The sequence below is a fragment of the Embleya sp. NPDC008237 genome (assembly GCF_042956465.1).
Classification (GTDB): Bacteria; Actinomycetota; Actinomycetes; order Streptomycetales; family Streptomycetaceae; genus Embleya.
Window position 1 is genome coordinate 1 of sequence record NZ_JBIBGL010000004.1, and the last position, 18523, is coordinate 18523.

16 protein-coding genes and 1 pseudogene are annotated in these 18523 nt (G+C 70.5%); 9 read left to right on the top strand and 8 right to left on the bottom strand.

The annotated features are described in order from the left end of the window. The first annotated feature begins 121 nt into the window (after nucleotides 1–121). Nucleotides 122–712 (top strand): GNAT family N-acetyltransferase, encoded by a 591-nt coding sequence (locus ACFZBU_RS10445; protein WP_391583090.1) that lies wholly within the window; start codon nucleotides 122–124, stop codon nucleotides 710–712. Between the two features lie 185 nt (nucleotides 713–897). Here the strand turns inward: ACFZBU_RS10445 and ACFZBU_RS10450 are convergent, their stop codons facing one another. From ACFZBU_RS10450 to ACFZBU_RS10460, 3 genes are all read right to left on the bottom strand, one after another. Further along, the gene (locus tag ACFZBU_RS10450) at nucleotides 898–1539 is read right to left on the bottom strand and encodes an iron-sulfur cluster assembly scaffold protein (RefSeq protein WP_391583091.1); all 642 of its coding nucleotides are present in this window, start codon (nucleotides 1537–1539) and stop codon (nucleotides 898–900) included. A gap of 338 nt (nucleotides 1540–1877) precedes the next feature. Further along, nucleotides 1878–3035, bottom strand: coding sequence for a recombinase family protein (locus ACFZBU_RS10455; RefSeq protein ID WP_391583092.1), 1158 nt, complete (start codon nucleotides 3033–3035; stop codon nucleotides 1878–1880). A gap of 435 nt (nucleotides 3036–3470) precedes the next feature. Continuing rightward, nucleotides 3471–4016 carry a dihydrofolate reductase family protein gene (locus ACFZBU_RS10460; protein ID WP_391583093.1) on the bottom strand — a complete coding sequence of 182 codons (546 nt, stop codon included), beginning with the start codon at nucleotides 4014–4016 and terminating at the stop codon, nucleotides 3471–3473. Between the two features lie 153 nt (nucleotides 4017–4169). On the opposite strand from ACFZBU_RS10460, the gene ACFZBU_RS10465 reads away from it, so the two are divergent. From ACFZBU_RS10465 to ACFZBU_RS10480, 4 genes are all read left to right on the top strand, one after another. Then, complete coding sequence (locus tag ACFZBU_RS10465) at nucleotides 4170–5075, top strand: LysR family transcriptional regulator (protein ID WP_391583094.1); 906 nt, start codon at nucleotides 4170–4172, stop codon at nucleotides 5073–5075. Between the two features lie 578 nt (nucleotides 5076–5653). Further along, a complete protein-coding gene (locus tag ACFZBU_RS10470; RefSeq protein ID WP_391583095.1) occupies nucleotides 5654–6706 on the top strand; it encodes a type III polyketide synthase in 1053 nt (350 codons plus the stop codon). A 20-nt stretch (nucleotides 6707–6726) separates the two neighbouring features. Further along, the gene (locus ACFZBU_RS10475; RefSeq protein WP_391583096.1) at nucleotides 6727–7293 is read left to right on the top strand and encodes a cupin domain-containing protein; all 567 of its coding nucleotides are present in this window, start codon (nucleotides 6727–6729) and stop codon (nucleotides 7291–7293) included. Continuing rightward, on the top strand, nucleotides 7293–8498 hold the full coding sequence (locus ACFZBU_RS10480; protein WP_391583097.1) for a cytochrome P450: 1206 nt from the start codon (nucleotides 7293–7295) through the stop codon (nucleotides 8496–8498). Before ACFZBU_RS10475 ends, ACFZBU_RS10480 begins: the two co-directional genes overlap by 1 nt. Nucleotides 8499–8838: 340 nt before the next feature. Here ACFZBU_RS10480 and ACFZBU_RS10485 read toward each other — a convergent pair whose 3' ends face one another. The 3 genes from ACFZBU_RS10485 to fdxA form a co-directional block, all read right to left on the bottom strand. Further along, nucleotides 8839–9021, bottom strand: a complete 183-nt coding sequence (locus tag ACFZBU_RS10485) for a YegP family protein (protein WP_391583098.1) — start codon at nucleotides 9019–9021, stop codon at nucleotides 8839–8841. Between the two features lie 187 nt (nucleotides 9022–9208). Next, on the bottom strand, nucleotides 9209–9607 hold the full coding sequence (locus tag ACFZBU_RS10490) for a PRC-barrel domain-containing protein (RefSeq protein ID WP_391583099.1): 399 nt from the start codon (nucleotides 9605–9607) through the stop codon (nucleotides 9209–9211). Between the two features lie 334 nt (nucleotides 9608–9941). Beyond that, nucleotides 9942–10295: a ferredoxin gene (gene fdxA, locus ACFZBU_RS10495; RefSeq protein WP_391583100.1), complete on the bottom strand. Its 354-nt coding sequence runs from the start codon at nucleotides 10293–10295 to the stop codon at nucleotides 9942–9944. Between the two features lie 94 nt (nucleotides 10296–10389). Here fdxA and soxR point away from each other — a divergent pair, with 94 nt between their 5' ends. Then, nucleotides 10390–10854 carry a redox-sensitive transcriptional activator SoxR gene (gene soxR / locus ACFZBU_RS10500; RefSeq protein ID WP_391583101.1) on the top strand — a complete coding sequence of 155 codons (465 nt, stop codon included), beginning with the start codon at nucleotides 10390–10392 and terminating at the stop codon, nucleotides 10852–10854. 143 nt (nucleotides 10855–10997) lie between these two features. Here soxR and ACFZBU_RS10505 read toward each other — a convergent pair whose 3' ends face one another. Beyond that, a complete protein-coding gene (locus ACFZBU_RS10505) occupies nucleotides 10998–11471 on the bottom strand; it encodes a MarR family winged helix-turn-helix transcriptional regulator (protein WP_391583102.1) in 474 nt (157 codons plus the stop codon). Nucleotides 11472–11698: 227 nt separating this feature from the next. Between ACFZBU_RS10505 and ACFZBU_RS10510 the strand changes: the two genes are divergently transcribed. The 3 genes from ACFZBU_RS10510 to ACFZBU_RS10520 all read left to right on the top strand — a co-directional run bounded on the left by ACFZBU_RS10510 (nucleotide 11699) and on the right by ACFZBU_RS10520 (nucleotide 17639). Further along, a complete protein-coding gene (locus tag ACFZBU_RS10510; RefSeq protein ID WP_391583103.1) occupies nucleotides 11699–12796 on the top strand; it encodes an NAD(P)/FAD-dependent oxidoreductase in 1098 nt (365 codons plus the stop codon). A 13-nt stretch (nucleotides 12797–12809) separates the two neighbouring features. After that, nucleotides 12810–13802 carry an aldo/keto reductase gene (locus ACFZBU_RS10515; RefSeq protein ID WP_391583104.1) on the top strand — a complete coding sequence of 331 codons (993 nt, stop codon included), beginning with the start codon at nucleotides 12810–12812 and terminating at the stop codon, nucleotides 13800–13802. Between the two features lie 375 nt (nucleotides 13803–14177). Further along, entirely contained in the window at nucleotides 14178–17639 is a 3462-nt protein-coding gene (locus tag ACFZBU_RS10520; RefSeq protein WP_391583105.1) for a DNA polymerase III subunit alpha, read from the top strand. A gap of 372 nt (nucleotides 17640–18011) precedes the next feature. On the opposite strand, the pseudogene ACFZBU_RS10525 reads toward ACFZBU_RS10520, so the two are convergent. Further along, nucleotides 18012–18458, bottom strand: a pseudogene (locus tag ACFZBU_RS10525) (alpha/beta fold hydrolase); the annotation flags it as partial. Nucleotides 18459–18523 lie beyond the last annotated feature (65 nt).

Sequence of the window (18523 nt, forward strand, 5' to 3'; positions counted from 1 at the left end):
CCGTCCACCGCGACTCGAACCGCCGGCACCGCGGAACAACGCGGGGGTGAACCGGTGGGCAAGCCCCCGCGCAACCGGTCCTGCCTCGGTCGTCGGCGCGCACCTGAAGGAATAGCCGGGCATGGTCTTCCTGCCGGTCGTCTTCGGGACGATGTCCCAGGGGAACGCCCTCGCCGTGTCGGCCACCCCGTCGGCCCCCGGCCCCGCTCACGGCGGTCGGCGGAGCGCGGCCCGCGGTCGCGCCCGCCGGTCGCCGGTCGCCGGTCGCCGGTCGCCGGTCGCCGGTGAGCGTCGACGTCGAACTCGACGGAACCGTCGCCCCGGACCGCCGCCGATCACCGCCGCCGACTGGGCCTCCGCCGACCGACTGGCGGCATCGCGCCCGGACCTGTCCCTCCTCGCCGTCGCCCCGGACGCGCACGACGACGAACACGTCGACGGCTTCGCCTTCGTCGACGTGGAACGCGACGAATGGCCGCCGCGCGACGGCCCATTCGGCTACATCACCACCGTCGGCACACGACGGCAGGCACGCGGACGGGGACTTGCCCGCACCCTGCTCACCCACGTCCTGCGGGCGATGCGAGCCGACGGCCTGCGCCACGCCGTACTCGAAGTCGACGCCGACAGCCCCACCGGCGCCCTCGGCCTCCACCGGAGCTTCGGCTTCACCGTCACCGACCGCTCCATGAGTTTCGTCAAACACCTCTGATCCCTCCCGGGAAAGGGCCCTTCGGTCCCCACCCGGCCAGGGCCGGGCGCCGTCCGCGCCGCCGCCGACAACGCCTCACCGGGCGACCGGCGCCACACCGCGGCACGGCGCCCGTCCAGCCGACCACGCCAACCGGACGGCACAAGGGCCGTACTCGCCGATCGGCCGCGCCACCCGCACCGGCGTCACGGGCAGGAGATGCGCACCTCGTCCCCCTTCGCGTCCGCCGCGGCGCTCGGCGCGCCCTCCAACGTGGCGCTCGCGACTTCGTAGCTGCCGTCCTGCCATTCACTGGAGGCCTTGCTCATCGCCTCGGCGTTGGCTTGGTACAGGTCCCGCCATTCCCGCAGCGGGCGCGCCTCGTTCGGGTCGGTCGGCAAGGCGACGCCCTTGATGCGCGTCGTCAACGCGGCAAGTTCCGTACTCGCCTGGGACAGGCTCAGACCGACCGCGTTCAGGTCCTGATCGGCGACGGCCTGGTTGAGTTCGGTGACCCGTCGCGTGATGTCGTCGATCTTGTCGCCACAGATCCTGTTCACCGTCTCGACGTACGCCGCACCCGTCTGCGCCGGCCTGCCGTCGTCCCTGGGACCCGAATCCCCGCCGGCACGCGGGTGGTCGGCCCCTCCCCCGCTCCCGCCGTCGCCCGTCACGTCGAGCGGGCCGATGCCCAGCGCGACCAGCACGCTGAGCACGGTCGCGACCGTACCCACCAGTGTGAGGACCAGCATGAGCCTGCCGTGTCCCTCCTCGCGTCTGCGCTCACCACCGGGCGGCGGCATCTGCTGCGGATACGACTGATAGGGCTGTTCCTGTCGATAACGCATTCTGTCTCCGGATCCCCGCGTTTCCCAAAGCTTCGATGCCCGGCGCACGCGCACCGGGCGGACTTCAGGCCGTGCCGGATCCCGCCCAGTCGTCCGCAGGACCCCCCTCGCGGAAACCGCCGACTGGACCGGGCCCCCCGCCCCGACCGCTGTGTGACTTGTGTGGGGTATTCGCGTCGACCCGGGCCGAAGCCGCATCGACGTCGATGTCCGGATGGACGGCACCGCACCGGCGGCGGTTCCCGGAGCGGGCCCTCGGAGATCACGACGAGGGATGACCATCGGCGAAAGCCCCGCCGCAGACGCCCGAACCAAGACATGGCGCCCATATCCCCTGCTCACACGCCCCGGCCGAGCAACGCCCACCCCGATCGCCGGCCAAGACCGCCACCCACGTCCACGTCCCCGCCGGGGACCCGCATGCACGTGACCGCCGGGCCCTTCGCCCCGATCTCCTGGGGATCGAGCATGTCCAAGGCCCGGAAGCTTGAAGTACGGTCGCGGGCCCGGCCGACGCGACACCAGACGGTGCCATTCACGCAACGGCTCCGGCTGCCACCGGCACCGAGCAGGCAGGACGCGCGGCGGTGCCTGCGGCGGCCCGCCAATCGATCAGAAGCCTGTCCACATCGATGGTCAACGGATCGATCACGCACTCGTTGTTGCCGGACCGACCCGGAAAGCCACCCGCCCGCGGACGCTCGAATTGCCAACGAGCTCAGGCATCGACCCTGGACACGACCGCGTCGCCGGCTCGCGCCGCTTCGTCGTAGAAGTCCCTCAGCCGGTCCAGCCCGGCCACGATGCGATCGGCATCGCGCGGCTCCCAGGTACAGCTCCCCTTGCCGACGAAGGCCGCGACGGGTGTCGGCCTTTCTTCCTGCCTTCCTGGGAGTGGTGATCACGAGTCGGGAGGCGATGTCGCGCAGGCTCATCTCCTGGTTGCGCAGGCGCACGGCCATGGACACCATGTGGTCGTCGGCGACCCCGGCCCCGCCGATGGTCTTGCCGCGTTTGCGGGCGGATTCGTGCCCTTCGAGGGTGCGGTCGCGGATGTACTCGCGCTCCATCCCCGACAGCGCCGCCAACACCGTGAACACCACGCCGGACGGGTCGTGCGAGCCCTGGAGTTCACCGGTCAGGAACTCCAGCCCGATGTCGCTCGCCTTCAAGTCCTCGGCCAGGGCCGCGAGATCGAGGCCGCGGCCGAGCCGTTGGTGCTCGTGGACCACCAGGATGACGCAGGCCCCGGAGGCCCGCACCTGGCGGGCGAGGCCGACGGCCTTCTCCAACTCCGGCCGTCTGGTGGCGCGGGTGCAGATCTTCTCCGAGAACACCAGGGAGACGCCCACCTCGGCGAGCGCGTCGAGCTGGGAGTCCAGCGACTGGCGCGCGGTGGACGCTCGCGCGTACCCCAGGCGGATGTGTCCGATCGGTTCGGTGTCCGCGCCCGCCGGACGGGGCAGTTCGGTCCAGGCGGACCCGGGCCGGCGCACGGCGAGCCGGCAGGCGCTGCGCAGGTGGACATCGGGCAGTCATGCGCTTCCACGCGCTTGAAGTCGTCGCTCACACCCCGAACCGTTTCATGGGTGCGTTTCGGACGTCGCCTCGTTTGCAACGACTCATGAAACGAAGGACGTGCAGGTCGAGCACGAGCCGTCGGCGTGTTTCACAGGCGGCCGCCTGTGAAACAGCACCGTCAGCGGCGTGCGCGCCGGTGTTGCCGCAGTTCGGGGACGTCTGACGCCGGGTTGAGGCCCGTACCAGGAACGCGGCAACGCGCGTTGAGCTGGGCTCGGGAACGTGACGGGCGCACCGCCGATCGGTCGGCGGCACGCCCGTGCGTGCGTGCGTGGGACTGTGGCGCGGCTACGACGACGCCGCCCGCGGTTGCGGGCGTGTGGTCGCCGTGCCCGCCGCGGGGCAGCGGGTCAGGCCGCCTTGGCCGGGCGGTAGTCGAGGACGATCGCGCCCGAGCTGAAGGACTGGGTGCCCGCGAGCGTCCAGGTCTTCGGGGCGAGGCCGTCCACGAACAGGCGCTTGCCGGTGCCGACGGTCACCGGGTGGAGGAACAACTTGAGTTCGTCGACCATGTCGTGCTCGATCAGCGTGTTGACGAGCGTGGCGCTGCCGTAGACCAGGAGGTCGCCGCCCGGCTCGGCCTTGAGCTTGGCGACCTCTTCGACGACGTCGCCGTCGAGGATCGCGGCGTTCCAGGTCGCCGTCTGCAGCGTGGTGGTGGCGACGTACTTGGGGATGTGGTTCATCCGCGCGGTGAACTCGTCCGACTCGTCGCGCGGGGCCCACGCCTTCGCGAAGCTCTCGTACGTCGCGCGCCCCAGCAGCAGGGCGCGGCTCGCGCGCAGTTGGCCGTTCTGGTACTTGGCGTGCTCGTCGTTCCAGAACGGGCCGGTCCAGGCGGGGTCCTCGACCACGCCGTCCATCGTGATGTACATGACCGCAACGACCTTGCTCATGCGGAAGTCTCCGTTTCGCAGCATGGGGGATCCGCTCCGAGGCCCCGGGGCCTTCGGACGCGACCCCTTCAGCGTGCAAGATCAGCGCGCGGCGCAGCAAGACACGACCGAGCCACGCTAGGTTGAGCACGATTAAACGATCAAGGGGTGGGCATGCTGGAACGGCTGGAGCTCGAAGCGTTTCTCACACTCGCCGAGGAGCTGCACTTCGGGCGCACCGCGGAACGCCTGCACGTCACGACCGGCCGGATCAGCCAGACCATCCGCAAGCTCGAACGCCGCGTCGGCGGCCCGCTGTTCGAACGCAACAGCCGCAAGGTGACGCTGACCGCGCTTGGTGAGCAGCTGCGCGACGACCTGCGCCCCGCGTACGACCGGATCGCCGCCGGGCTCGCACAGGCGGTCACCACGACCCGCGGCGTGCGCATCAAGGGTGTGGTACGCGTCGGCTTCTCCGGGGCGTGGTGCGGCAACCTGCTCGTCAAGGCCGCCGACCTGTTCCGCGTGCGCCATCCGGACAGCGTGGTGGAGATCCAGGAGATCCAGCTCCTCGACCCGCTCGGCCGCATGCGGGCCGGCGAAGTGGACCTGCAGCTCACCGAGTTCCCCATCGACGAGCCCGACATCGTGCAGGGTCCGCTGATGTTCGCCGAGCCGCGCGGACTGCTGGTGCCCGCAGGCCACCCCTTCGCCGGCAAGGACTCCGTCTCGATGGAAGACCTCGCCGACACGACGCTGGTCACGATCGCCTCGGAACACATCCCCGAATACTGGATGGACTACTACTTCCCCCGAAGAACCCCGTCCGGCCGGCCGATCCCGCAGGGGCCGGCCACCCGCTTCTGGCCCGAGGTCCTGGTCCACGTCAGCATGGGCGTCGGCGTCAGCACGGTGGCGATGCGCGCCCAGGACTTCCACTCCCGCCCGGGCCTGGCCTTCGTCCCGCTGCACGACGCCCCACCGATCGACTACGGCTTCCTGTGGCCCCGCACCGGCCTGAACCCGGTCGCCTCGACCTACCTCGACATCGTCCACGAGCTCGCCACGCCCATCCGCTGACAGCTCCGTCGGCGGGCTCCGGGCCGACGGCAACCCCGAATTCGGCCTCGACACCCCGGAACACCGGGCACGTACGCGAGTGTCGGCTTTCCCTTTCCCAACGAATCTATCCGCCGGGTCGTCTCTGAACAGGGCGAATGCGATTGGTTGAGAAACGACAGGGGCGGGGTGGATTCGCCGTAGCTGAACCAGCGTCAGGCCGAATACTGGTCATCGGCGCAGGCATCGGCAGCCTCGCGGCGCCACGGGTCCTGGGTGCGAACGGGCACGACGTCACGGTGTACGAACGCGCGTCCGCACTGCGCACCTTCGGCTCCGCGCTCACCCTGGCCCGGCCGGCGTCGACGCCTCGTCCACACAGCGCCCGGCACCCCACCGCTCGAACCCATGCCCCCACCCTCCATCCCCACCCTCATTCCCTCACCCTCGCCAGCGCCCCGCCCCACCACCCACGACACCGCAACTCGCGCCGCAGGGGTCGTCGTGGCCACGCATGGGTGTCCCACAGGGATGGTGATCGTTAAGGACGCGTCAGGGTGAACCGAGGCACACGCGTGCCGGCGAGGTTGGGGTGGTGCATGGCGACCTTGTGTCGGCCGGCCGTGTCGGTTCCGGAGTACGTGATCACCATGGAGGAGACACTCGAACTCGCCCGCTCGCTCCATGCCGGGCATCCCCAACTGGGCCTGGCGTTGCGTCTGATCGCGAACACCGGAGTACGGACCCGGCATCTCGTGCAGCCGATCGGTGACACGCTCGCGCATCCGGGGTTCGAGGAACGCAACAGGCGGTACGCGGCCGAGGCGAAGGCCCGAGTCCCGCTGGTCGTGCGACGGGCGCTGGAGGACGGCGAGCTGCGGGCCGCGGATATCGACGTGATCATCTATGTGTCCTGCACCGGGTTCATGATGCCTTCGCTCACCGCCTGGCTGATCAACACGATGGGATTCGGCTCCGATACACGACAGTTGCCGATCGCCCAGCTGGGTTGCGCGGCCGGTGGGGCGGCGATCAACCGGGCGCACGACTTCTGCACGGCCTACCCGGGGGCGAACGCGCTGATCGTGTCGTGCGAGTTCTGCTCACTGTGCTACCAGCCCACCGACATCGGCATCGGATCACTGCTGTCCAACGGCCTGTTCGGCGACGGCGTCGCCGCCGCGGTCGTCCGCGGGACGGGTGGCCACGGCATCCGTCTGGAGCGCAACGGCTCGTACCTCGTCCCGGGGACGGAGGACTGGATCGCCTACGACGTACGGGCCACCGGCTTCCACTTCCTGCTGGACAAGCGTGTGCCCGGCACGATGGAACCCCTCGCGCCCGCGCTGCGCGGCCTCGCCGACAGGCACGGCTGGGACGTCTCGGACCTCGACTTCTACGTCGTGCATGCCGGCGGACCGCGAATCCTCGACGACCTGAGCATGTTCCTCCAGGTCAAGCCGGAGGCGTTCGACCACAGCCGGGCCACGCTCACCGAATACGGGAACATCGCGAGCGCCGTCGTACTGGACGCGCTGCGCCGGCTGTTCGACGCCGGTGGCGCCGCCGACCGGGGACGCGGCCTGCTGGCCGGGTTCGGCCCGGGCATCACCGCCGAGATGGCACTGGGCCGATGGAACCGTACGCCCTGACCCGCACGGAAGGAACCCCGATGACCGGACACCCCCACACCACCGCCCCCGCAGCGACCGGCGGCCTGATCGTGCCCCCTGGCGAGGGCCGCACCCTACGTGCCGCGGCCCAGCACGTGACCTTCAAGGTGACCGGCGCGCAGTCGCGCCTGGCATCGAGCTTCGAGGTGCTCGTGCCACCGGGCTTCGACGTCGGCGCGCACGTGCACGCGCGCAGCGAGGAACTCTTCTACGTCCTCGAAGGCGAGGTCGACATCTTCGCGTTCGAACCACGCGTGCGCACCCCGCACGGCTGGCGCGGATGGCGGTCGCCCGAGGGTGAGCGGGTGACCCGCGCCACGCCCGGCACGGTCGTCGCGGTCCCGCCCGGCTGTCCCCACGCCTTCGCCAATCCCACCGACGTCCCGGCCCGAATGTTCTTCCAGTCGTCCCCGCCCCCGGACCACGAGCGCTACTTCGAGGAACTCCTGGAAATCCTGTCCTCCGACGGGCCCGTGGATCACGACGCCATCGCCGCACTGCGCGGCCGCTACGACATCGAACAACTCACACCGCTGCGCCACGACCAGCCGGCGAGGAGCGAATGATGCCGGACGCAAACGCCCCCCTGTACGAAGTGGCGGACCTTGCCGCGCTCGACTTCGACCCCTTTCTCCGCGAGGCGCTGCAGGGCGAACCGGTCATGCGGATCCGGCTGCCGCACGGAGCGCCCGGCGAGTGCTGGCTGGTGACCGGGCACGACGCCGTACGGTTCGTCACCTCCGATCCCCGGTTCAGTCGCGACATCGTCGGCCGTCCGCTGCCCACCATGAACCGATACCTGGTTCCGCTCGACCGCGCCGTCAGCTTCGTCGACCCGCCCGACCACACACGCGTGCGTTCCGTGGTCTCCTCGACGTTCAACCGCCTCGGCATGGCAGCCCTGCGTCCCCGCGTCCAGGCCGTACTCGACGAACTCCTCGACGCCATGGTCGCGGTCGGACCGCCCGCCGACCTGGTCCGACACGTGACCTCCCCCTTCCCCATGCACGTCATCGGAGGCCTGTTGGGTGTGCCTCGGGCCGACCGGCCGCGCCTGTGCTCGTGGGCGGACGACATCCTGACCCGGGCAAAGGACGAGGCGGGAGTCGAGCGCGCCCGGCAGGCCAAGGAGGAGGCCCGCGACTTCTTCCGCGAACTGGCCCGCGAACGCGGCCTCCGACCGCGGGACGACCTCATCAGCGACCTGGCGGCCGCCGTCGCGAGCGGCAGGATCGAGGAGGAGGAACTCCTGGCCCTGGCGGTGCTGATGGGCATCAACGGCTGGCACGCGGTCCGCAACCACACCTCCAACATGGTCCACGTCCTGCTCACCGACGACACCCTGCTGAACCGGCTGCGGTCCGATCCCCGCGCGGTACCGGCGGCCGTGGAGGAACTGCTGCGCTGGATCCCGCACAAGCACGGTGTGGGACAGGCCCGCATCGCCACCGAGGACGTCGAGGTGGCAGGCGTCCTGATCCGCCGCGGCGAGGCCGCCTACGTTTCCTACGTGGCGGCGAACTGGGACGAACGGCACTACCCCGAGCCGTCCAGGATCGACATCGACCGCCAGGGACCACCCCATCTGGCCTTCGGCCACGGCCCCCACCACTGCCTGGCGCCCCTGTTGGCCCGCATGGAAGCCGAACTGCTGCTGACCGCCCTCCTCACACGCTTCCCCGGCCTGCGGTCGGCCGTCGATCCCGACGACGTGGCCTGGCAGAAGGACGTACTCATCCGAGGCCCCGTGGCACTACCGATCACCTGGTAACGCAACCGGCGGACCGGCCGACCCGGCAAACCCGGCAAACCCGCAACAGGCAGACACCACCGGTCCCCAGCACGCGAAACCCGAACCTCGGCGAGCAACCCGGGCGGGACGAAGGCGGAATGGGTGCGGGACCGGCTTGACGGGCTGCGCTGCGACGAGGACTTCGCCGGCCGGTACCCGCGCGACGGCCGTCCCGTTCCTTCGCCCTCCCGGTGCCGGCAAGCGACAGAAGCGGTCCGCCGCCACATCGATTTCGAATACGCCCTGGCCATGGAGCCGAACGACCCCGGCTCCGGACCCGGGCCCGCCGCGCTCGCGAGGGCGGCGGGCCCGGTCGGGGTCACGAGTCGAGAGTCTCGACCTTGGCGTCGGCCGCGTTGGTCTGCACCGATTCGACGCCCTTGAGACAGGCGGCCTTGCTCTCGTAGGCCTCGCCGGTGGCGATGATCTCGCCGTTGCCCGCCTTGAGTCGGAACCTGAACTTGCCGTTCTTGTCGGTGTACACCTCGAACTTGCCTGCCATGGAGTTCACCCAACCTCTCGATTCGTGCGGGTGCCGGACCGATGGGTCCCGGGTACCCGCGGATGTGATTCATGGGTGCGAGGCCGCCGCGCCGACCGCGATCGTGGGGCGAAATACCGGTCCACGCCGCCGTCGGGGGCAGCCTCGCGGAGTCGGCGTCGAAGCCGGATCCGGATCCGCCCGCCGGTTACGGCGTGCCGAGGGGGCCGGTGCCCGGGGTGCCCGGGGTGCCCGGCGCCGGGTTGCCGTAGTAGTCGCCGGTACGGGTGCGGTGGTCGTGGTTGTCGAGGTGCTTGTCCTTGTCGAACTCGGGCGCGTTCTTGATCTCTTCCTTGGTGCGCGAGACGTGCACGACCTTGTTCTCGAGGTCGATGCTGGCGATCGTGCCCGCCGGGAGCAGTACGTGCTTGCCGAAGATCCACACACCGGTGTCCACCACCAGGTAGGACGCGTCGACGTCGTCGTTGTGCTTGTCGACCTTGCCGATATGACCGTCGGTGGCTTCGACCTTGTAGCCGACCAGGCTCGTACCCACGATGTAGCCGGACTCGGGACGGTGACCCCACACGTTGTCGCCGGTGCTCACAGGAACCTCCTCGGATATCGACGACTATCGACGGCCCCGCGGCCGGCGGCGAACTGCCGCCCTGCGCCCGGGATTCGTCGTTGCCATGGTTCTGCGCACGCCTGCCCCACCACTCCCCCTCCACACCCGTGGTCCGAGGAAACGACGGTATTCGGCGGCTTGGTCGCCTCCGCTTTCCTGGTCTGGTAGAAGCGTTGGCTGGACCACATTGCCGCCGGCAAGGACAACAGGGCCCGGGAACTCACCTCGCCTGCCCTCCGAACCCACCCGGGCCGACACCGGTCGGGCATCGTCGGGGGACGTCGACGGCGCCGCGTGAACGCCCCCCGGCTCGTCAGGGCTTGGACTGGATCCCCATGGCTGAGGCGACAGCACCCTGGAACGGCAGTTGCGCCACGATCGGATGGTCCCGTGCGATTGGACCGACCCTCGAACTGCCGCCGGGAGCACCGAGGTCGGAGAAGACCTCGGCATTCACGGTGTTGAAGTCGCGCCATTCGTGCGGGGTGTCGTCTTCGAAGAAGATCGCTTCGACGGGGCACACCGGCTCGCAGGCGCCGCAGTCGATGCACTCGTCCGGGTGGATGTAGAGCATGCGCTCCCCCTCGTAGATGCACTCGACGGGGCACGCCTCGATGCATGCCTTGTCCTTGACGTCCACACAGGGCGCAGCGATCACAAACGTCATCGAATGCCGTCCTCTCCGGGGTGTTCCTGCTTGCCGTTCCGACGCGGCCGACCGTAGAGCCTCAAGTAATGTTGAGGTCAAGAGGAGGCTGCGCATGACGAGTTACCGTTCAGGTGAGGTTCGAGCAGGCCCGGACGACTGGCTGAGCATCGGCGAGGTGAGCGCCCGGACCGGGGCAGCCGTCTCAGCGCTGCGGTTCTACGAGGAGTTCGGCCTGATCGCGTCCGAACGCGACGATCGCAACCAACGCCGCTATCCGCGGCACATGCTTCGCCGAGTCGCATTGATCTCGGTGGCGAAACGCATCGGCATCCCGTTGCTCGACCTCCGAGAGGCGTTCGCCGACGTGCCGCTCGACCGTCCGCCCAGTCACCAGGAGTGGCAGCGCGCCTCGCGCGGCTGGAGGCGTCGGCTGGAGGAGCGTCGGCAGACCATCGAACGACTCGAGGCCGAGCTCACCGGGTGTATCGGCTGCGGATGTCTCTCGATGAAGGCATGCGCTCTGCTGAACCCCGGCGACGCGCTCGCCGGGGATGGTGTCGGGCCCCGACGACTGTGAGAGACGAACTTCCGTAACAGAGGCGGCCGTTGCCACCCCGGACGGGGTCGGGCGCCGACACGCGGTACGCCTCGGGCAATCGAGATCCCGACCCGATCGGTACACCTGGACGAAGAAGCGGCCGCCATCCGCCGAGTGGGAGCTCAGCCGTGGTCGGCTCCCTCGCCCGCGTCCGTGAAGATCGCGGGTACTTCGTTGTCCGCGACCACTCGGCCGAGCAGGTCCGCCAGTCGGGCGCGGTCCGCCTCGTCGAGGCCGGCGCCGAGAAGGTCGATGCGTCGGCAGGTCTCGGTGTAGAACTCGTCCGCGAGGCGAGCGCCCGCCTCGGTCAAGGCGATCACGACCGCCCGGCCGTCGTCCGGGGCCGGCCGGCGCTCCACCAGCCCGAGCCGGGAGGAGCGATCGACCAGTCCGGTCAGGCTGGACTTCGCCAGCCGGAGCATGCCACCCAGTTCGCTCATCCCGTACGGCTGCGCCATCAGCACGCACAGCAATTGTCCCTGCTGCGGCGTGATGCCGTACTCCCGGCCGGCCTTCGCGTAGACGGCGTCCACCAGAAACGACGACCGCACGAGCGCGGTCACCATGCTCATCTGCCCATCCACATCCTTGGCCATGTCTCCATACTACATTCGCGCCACGAACTAAACACCCGAACCCGGGCTCGGAGCTGCTCGGATCAGGCGATCCACGACACCCACACTTGCAGTTCGTTCCACGAACTATTAGCGTTCTGTTCGCAACACGAACCAATGCCATTCGCAGCACGAACCAAGGCGGTTCGTGGCACGAATCAATATGATTCGCGGCACGAACTCAACCAACCCACAGGGAGCGTCGCATCATGAGTCGTACGGTTGCCGTCATCGGCGGAGGCTACGGAGGCGCCGCCGTCGCCAAGGCGCTGGAGTCCGAGGCCGACATCGTCCTGATCGATCCGCGGGACGCGTTCGTCAACGTGGCCGGGTCGCTGCGGGGTCTGGCCCGGCCCGACTGGGCGCCCAACATGTTCTTCCCCTTCGAGACCCTGCTCCCGCGGGGCACCGTGATACGCGACCGTGCGGTCTCGGTCGACCCCAGCGGCGTCACCCTGGCCTCGGGTGACCACGTCCCGGCGGACTACATCGTCCTGGCCACCGGCTCCGGCTACGCCTACCCGGCCCATCCCGGCTCCGACTCCATCGCCGAGGCCATCGAGGATCTGCGCCGAACGCACGAGGAAGTACGCCGGTCGGAGTCGGTGCTGATCCTCGGCGCCGGTCCGGTCGGCCTGGAACTGGCCGGGGAGATCAAGGAGGTCTGGCCGGACAAGCACGTCACGATCGTGGACCCGGCCGCGGAACTGCTGCCCGGCTTCCGGCCGGAGGTGGTCGCCGACCTGCACGCCCAACTCGACGCGCGGGGCATCGAGGTGCGGCTGAACACTCGCCTGGCGGCGCCGCCGACCACCGAGCCGGGACGGGCGGGCGGCTTCACCGTCACCACCGCCGACGGCGATGAACTCGCCGGCGACATCTGGTTCCGCGCGTACGGCACCCGCACCAACAGCGACTACCTCGCCGACGGCAAGCTCACCACACTCACCCCGCAGGGCCGGGTACCCGTGACCGAATTCCTCAACGTCGAGGGGTACGAGCACGTCTACGCGGTCGGCGACATCACCGACGTCGCGGAGGCCAAGATGGCCGGCTACGCGATGCAGCACGCCGAGGTGGTCGCCCGGAACATCGCCGCCCGACTCGACGGCAGGGAGCCGGCGGACACCTACCGGCCGCTGCCCTTCCCGATGATCCTGCTCCCGCTCGGCCCGACCGGCGGCGTCGGTCAACTGCCCTCCCCCGAAGGCCCGTTCGTCGCGCCGGCGGAGACGGTCGCCGAGTACAAGGGCGCGGACCTGTTCACCGCCCGGTTCGTCGACCGGTTCGGCCCCACAGCCGCCTGAAAGGAACAGCACCATGGAGTACACCCACCTCGGCCGCAGCGGTCTCTCCGTCTCCCGACTCGTGCTGGGCACGATGAACTTCGGGACGGTGACCTCCGAGGCCGACAGTCACACGATCATGGACCGTGCGCACGAGCACGGCATCAACTTCTTCGACACGGCCGACGTCTACGGCACCAGGCCCGGCGAGGAGTCCACCGAGGAGATCATCGGCCGGTGGTTCGCCGCGGGAGGCGGCCGGCGCGAGAAGACCGTGTTGGCCACCAAGGTCTACCTCCCGACCGGCGACGGGCCCAACGAGGGATTCCTGTCCGCGTTGCACATTCGGCGCGCCGTCGAGGCGTCGCTCAGGCGACTTCGGACCGAACACATCGACCTGTACCAGATGCACCACATCGACCGAAGCACGCCGTGGGAGGAGATCTGGGAGGCGTTCACCGTCCTGCGCCAACAGGGCAAGGTGATCTACTTCGGCTCGGCCAACTTCGCCGGCTGGCACATCGCGCAGGCGCAGGAGGCCGCGCGCTCCCGGCACTTCCTCGGGCTGATCTCCGAACAGTCGAGGTACAACCTGATGAACCGCTGGGCCGAGTTGGAGGTGCTGCCCGCGGCGCGCGCGTACGGGCTGGGCGTGATCCCGTGGGGGCCACTCAACGGCGGCGTGCTCGGCGGCGTCCTGCGCAAACAGCGCGAGAACGGCGCGGCCCGCGGCAGCTCGGGACACTCGGCCGCCGCACTGGCAGAACACCACGACACCATCGAGGCATACGAGCAGCTGAGCGCCGACATCGGCGAGGACCCCGCGCACGTCGGACTGGCCTGGCTGCTCGCCCAGGAGGGCGTGACCGGGCCGATCATCGGCCCCCGAACCGCCGAGCAACTCGACGGCTCGCTGCGTGCGCTCCGGATCAGACTCGACGACACCACCCTGGCCGCGCTGGACGAACTGTTCCCGCCGCCCGGCCCGCACGGAGCCAAGCCCGCACCCGAGGCGTACGCCTGGTGACCCGCCCTCGCCCTGGCTGCGACCGCCCACGCCGTCGGCGCCGCCCCGTAGCTCGACATCGACGACTCCCAGTCCGGTGCCCGCACCATCCCCGGGCACGACCTCGCGGACGCACGATCCATCATGTGGGACGGGAGCGCCACCGCGTCCTTCACCGCAGGCGGCCGAGGCTGACCGAGCGGTCAAGCGCCCCGAGAGGATCGTCGAACAGGACCGAGCCCGACCCCGACGAGATATGCCGCATGTCGCCGCCGTGGCGGCGGCCCCATCGGTGCTGACGCCGGGGCGTCGGTTGGCGAAGTCGGTCTGTTCGAACTATTGTCCGAATGAGAGGCAGTTTTCGGACTTGGGGGTGGACGCCGACGGAGGTGCGCGGTGGACGGTTTTGCGCACCTGCATGTCGCGTCGGGCTACTCGGCCCGGTACGGCGCCTCGCACCCCGAGGACCTGGTGACGCGGGCCGCCGAGCGTGGCATGACCACGCTGGCGCTGACGGACCGCGACACCGTCGGCGGCGCGGTGCGCTTCGCCGAGGCGTGCACGGCCCACCGCGTGCGCCCGATCTTCGGCGTCGACCTCGCCGTCGCCCCCGCCGCCCCCGCCGCGCCCGACACGCCCCGCGCGCAGCGGCGCCGAACACCGGTCCGCGGCGGAGCCCACGTCGAACAACCCCCGCTGCGCGTGACCCTCCTCGCCCGAAACCGGGAGGGCTGGGCGCGGCTGTGCCGCCTGGTCTCGGCCGCACACGCCGTCGAAGGGCCCCCGGAGGTGCCGTGGTCGGCCCTGCGCGAGCACGCGGGCCCCGGGCTGACCGTGCTGCTCGGCCCGACCTCGGAACCGGTCAGGGCGCTGTCCGACGGCCGCCCCGACACCGCCGAGCACCTGCTGACCCCGTGGCGTGAAATGTTCGGCGACGCACTGCGCCTGGAGTGTCTGTACTACGGGTCGTCCTACGCGTCGTCGGGAACCGGGCCGGGTTCGCCGCGTCTGGCCGCCCGCACCGTGCACCTGGCCGACCGGGTCAAGGTGGCGGCGGTGTTGACCAACGCCGTGCGCTACGCCGACCCCGACCAGCACAGGATCGCCGACGTCCTGGACGCGGCCCGCCTGCTGCGCCCGATCCGTTTCCATCGCCCGGACTATCTCGATCCGCGCGAGCGCTGGTTGAAGGACCCGGCGGCGATGGCCGCGACCGCGGCACGCATCGCGGACGCCGCCGGGGCCGGGCCCGACCGCGCCCGAACACTGCTCGCGCAGACCGCGGCCACCGCCGACGAGTGCCGGGTGGATCCGGTGGCGGACCTGGGTCTGGGCGGCACGTTCTTCCCCGAGCCGGCTGTGGTCGGTGCCACGGCCGAGTCGGCGGCGCGGGTGTTGCGCGAGCGTTGCCGAGCCGGGATGGTCCGCCGCGGTCTGGACCGCGACGAGGCCGCGATGGGGCGGTTGGCGCGGGAGCTGGAGGTGATCGGCCGGCTGCGGGTGGACACGTACTTCCTCACGGTCGGCCAAGTGGTCGCGGACGTGCGGGAGATGGGGGTGCGAGTGGCGGCGCGCGGGTCCGGGGCCGGGTCGATGGTGTGCCACGCGCTGGACATCGCCACCGCCAATCCGCTGGACCACGACCTGCTGTTCGAACGGTTCCTGTCCGAGCGCCGGTCGTCGCTGCCGGACGTGGACATCGACGTGGAGTCCGCCCGGCGCCTGGACGTCTACCGCAGGATCTTCGAACGGTTCGGCAGCGAGCGCGTCGCGGTGACGTCGATGCCCGAGACCTACCGGGCCCGCCACGCGCTGCGCGACGTAGGCCTCGCCCTGGGCCTGGCCGCACCCGACATCGACCGCGTCGCCAAATCCTTCCCCCACATCCGCGCCCGCGGGATCACCACCGCGCTGGCCGAGTTGCCCGAATTGCGGTCGCTGGCGGCCGAGGCGGGGCGATTTGGGCCGCTGTTCGAACTGGCCGAGAAATTGGACGCGTTGCCGCGCGGGATGGCGATGCACCCCTGCGGGGTGATCATCACCGACGCCACCCTGCTGGACCGACTGCCGGTGCAGCCCACGCCCGGCGACGCCTTCCCCATGGTCCAGGCCGCGAAGGAGGAGGTCGAAGCCCTCGGCCTGATCAAGTTGGACGTGCTGGGGGTGCGGATGCAGTCCGCGATGACGCACGCGGTCGCCGAGGTCGAGCGCACCACCGGCGAACACATCGACCTCGACGACCCGCGTCAGGTGCCGCTCGACGACTTCTTCGCGTTCAAGCTGATCCAGGCCTCCGACACCATCGGCATGTTCCAGCTCGAGAGCCCCGGACAACAGGACCTGCTCAGCCGCCTGCAACCGCGCGGCGTCCAGGACGTCATCGCCGACATCTCCCTGTTCCGACCCGGACCGGTCGCGGGCGGCATGCCCGAGCGATACATCGCCGCCCGCCACGGCGCCGCCCCCACCTACCCCCACCCCGACCTGGAACCCGTTCTCGCCGACACCTACGGCGTCACCATCTGGCACGAGCAGATCATGGGCCTGCTGTCCGTCATGACCGGTTGCGACCTGGCGCTGGCCGACGTCGCCCGCCGCGCGCTCGGCGACCGCAACCGCCTGCCCTCGCTCCGGACCTGGTTCCACGCGCACGCCGCCGCCCGCGGCTACACCCCCGAAGTACGCGAGGAGGTGTGGCGCATCGTCGAGAGCTTCGGCGCGTACGGCTTCTGCCGCGCGCACGCGGTCGCGTTCGCGGTGCCCGCGTTGCAGAGCGCGTGGCTCAAGGCCCACCACCCCGCCGCGCTGTACGCCGGGCTCCTCGAACACGATCCGGGCATGTGGCCGCGTCGGGTGATCGTCGCCGACGCCCGCCGCCACCGGGTCCCGATCCTGCCCGTCGACGTCAACCACTCCCGCCCCGGCCACACCATCGAACAGACCGACGACGGCACGTGGGGGGTGCGGTTGGCGCTGTCCGCGGTGCGCGGCATCACCGACGAGGAATGCGCCCGCATCGACGCCGGCCGCCCCTACACCTCCCTGTCCGACCTGTGGCAACGCGCCCGCCCCGCCCTGCCCACCGCCGAACACCTCGCCCGCATCGGCGCCCTCGACGGCCTCCACGACGGACGCCTCACCCGCCGGGACCTGCTCCTGCAACTGCCCGAACTCCACCGCCGCACCCGCAGAGTCGGCGACGGCCAACTGCCCCTCGCCGACAGCCGACTCGACGCCACCGCCCCCAGCGGCCTACCGGAGATGACCACCCGCGAAGCCGTCGGCGCGGAACTCCACGTCCTGGGCATCGACCTCTCCCGGCACCTGATGGAACACCACCACCGACTGCTCCGCGAGATCGGCGCCGTCGACGCCGCACACCTCGCCGAACAACCAGCCGGCCGACAGGTCCTGGTCGCCGGCGTCCGCGCCTCCACCCAGACCCCGCCCATCGCCTCCGGCAAACGCGTCATCTTCGTCACCCTCGAGGACGGCTCCGGCCTCGTAGACCTCGCCTTCTTCGAGGACTCCCACCCCGCCTGCGCGCACACCGTCTTCCACTCCGGACTGCTCCTGGTACGGGGCAAGATCCAGGTCCGCGGACGGCGGCGCACCGTCGTCGGCACCATGGCCTGGGACCTCGACGAGATCGCCACCCTGCGCCGCGACCACGGCCCCCAGGCCGCCCTCGACCTCCTCGGCGCCCCCACCGCACACCCCACCCCCGCCCAACCACGGCGCATCCTCGTCCACGGCACCGGAGCACTCCAACACCCCTACGCCGACCTCCAACCCCCCGGCCAACGCTCCGCCGACCTCACCCGCTACGGCCACCGCAGCCCCGGAAGCCCCGGCTGACGACACGGTGTGGCATTCCTCCTCGTCCCGGAACACCTCCCGACCCGACGTAGGCCCCGCACCAACGTCGAGCGGTGCCGAGCGGTGACGCATCGTCTGCCGGTCGCCGCCTCCCGTCGAAGACGGTGCGCAGGATGTCGGGGCGGAGTCCTCGACAGAGGGAGCCGGTGGCGGTGACGGCGGCGCCGACGGAGCCGACGGCCGTGCCGTGCCACAGCCATTCCATGGCGGGGACGCGGTCCGACGACCGGACGGGGGTAGCCGGGCGCCGGACCGCGCGAATGCCGGCCACACGGGGAAACAGCCGACTCCCCCATGCCACCACCTGTTCACGCCGAGTGAATGCGATGCGACCGTAGGTGCTCGACATCTTCACGTCGACGTACACGCCCGTTCACCTTCGCGAGCGTCGTCGCGTGGTGGCGATCGCGCGATCCGCCTCACCGAGAATCCGGCGCAGGAAACCGGAACCGGTACCCGCGGGCCCCGCGCCCGGCCGCGCCGTTGCTGCCGGACGGCTCCTCCCCCGCCGGATCGCAGCCGCAGAGTCAGGCATCCACGGTCGGATCGCCGGAAGGCACGACGACGAGCAGGGGTCGGGCGGACGAGGCCGGGCAGGGCGCGCAGAAGATAGCCGAGCCGAAAACGCGCGAAGCACAGGGTGGGGTCGACGAGGACGAGTCGCTCCACACGCTCCGGCGCCCACAGGGCGTAGTGCAGGACGATCCACCCACCGTAGGAGTGACCCCCCAGGGCGGACCGCGCCACGCCGAGGCCGTCGAGTACCGCATCGAGCCAACGGCACAGGTCCTGCGTCGTACGCGGGGGCCGGCCCCGTCACCCGGCTGGACTGAACGGCCACACCATCACGCAACCGCCATCGG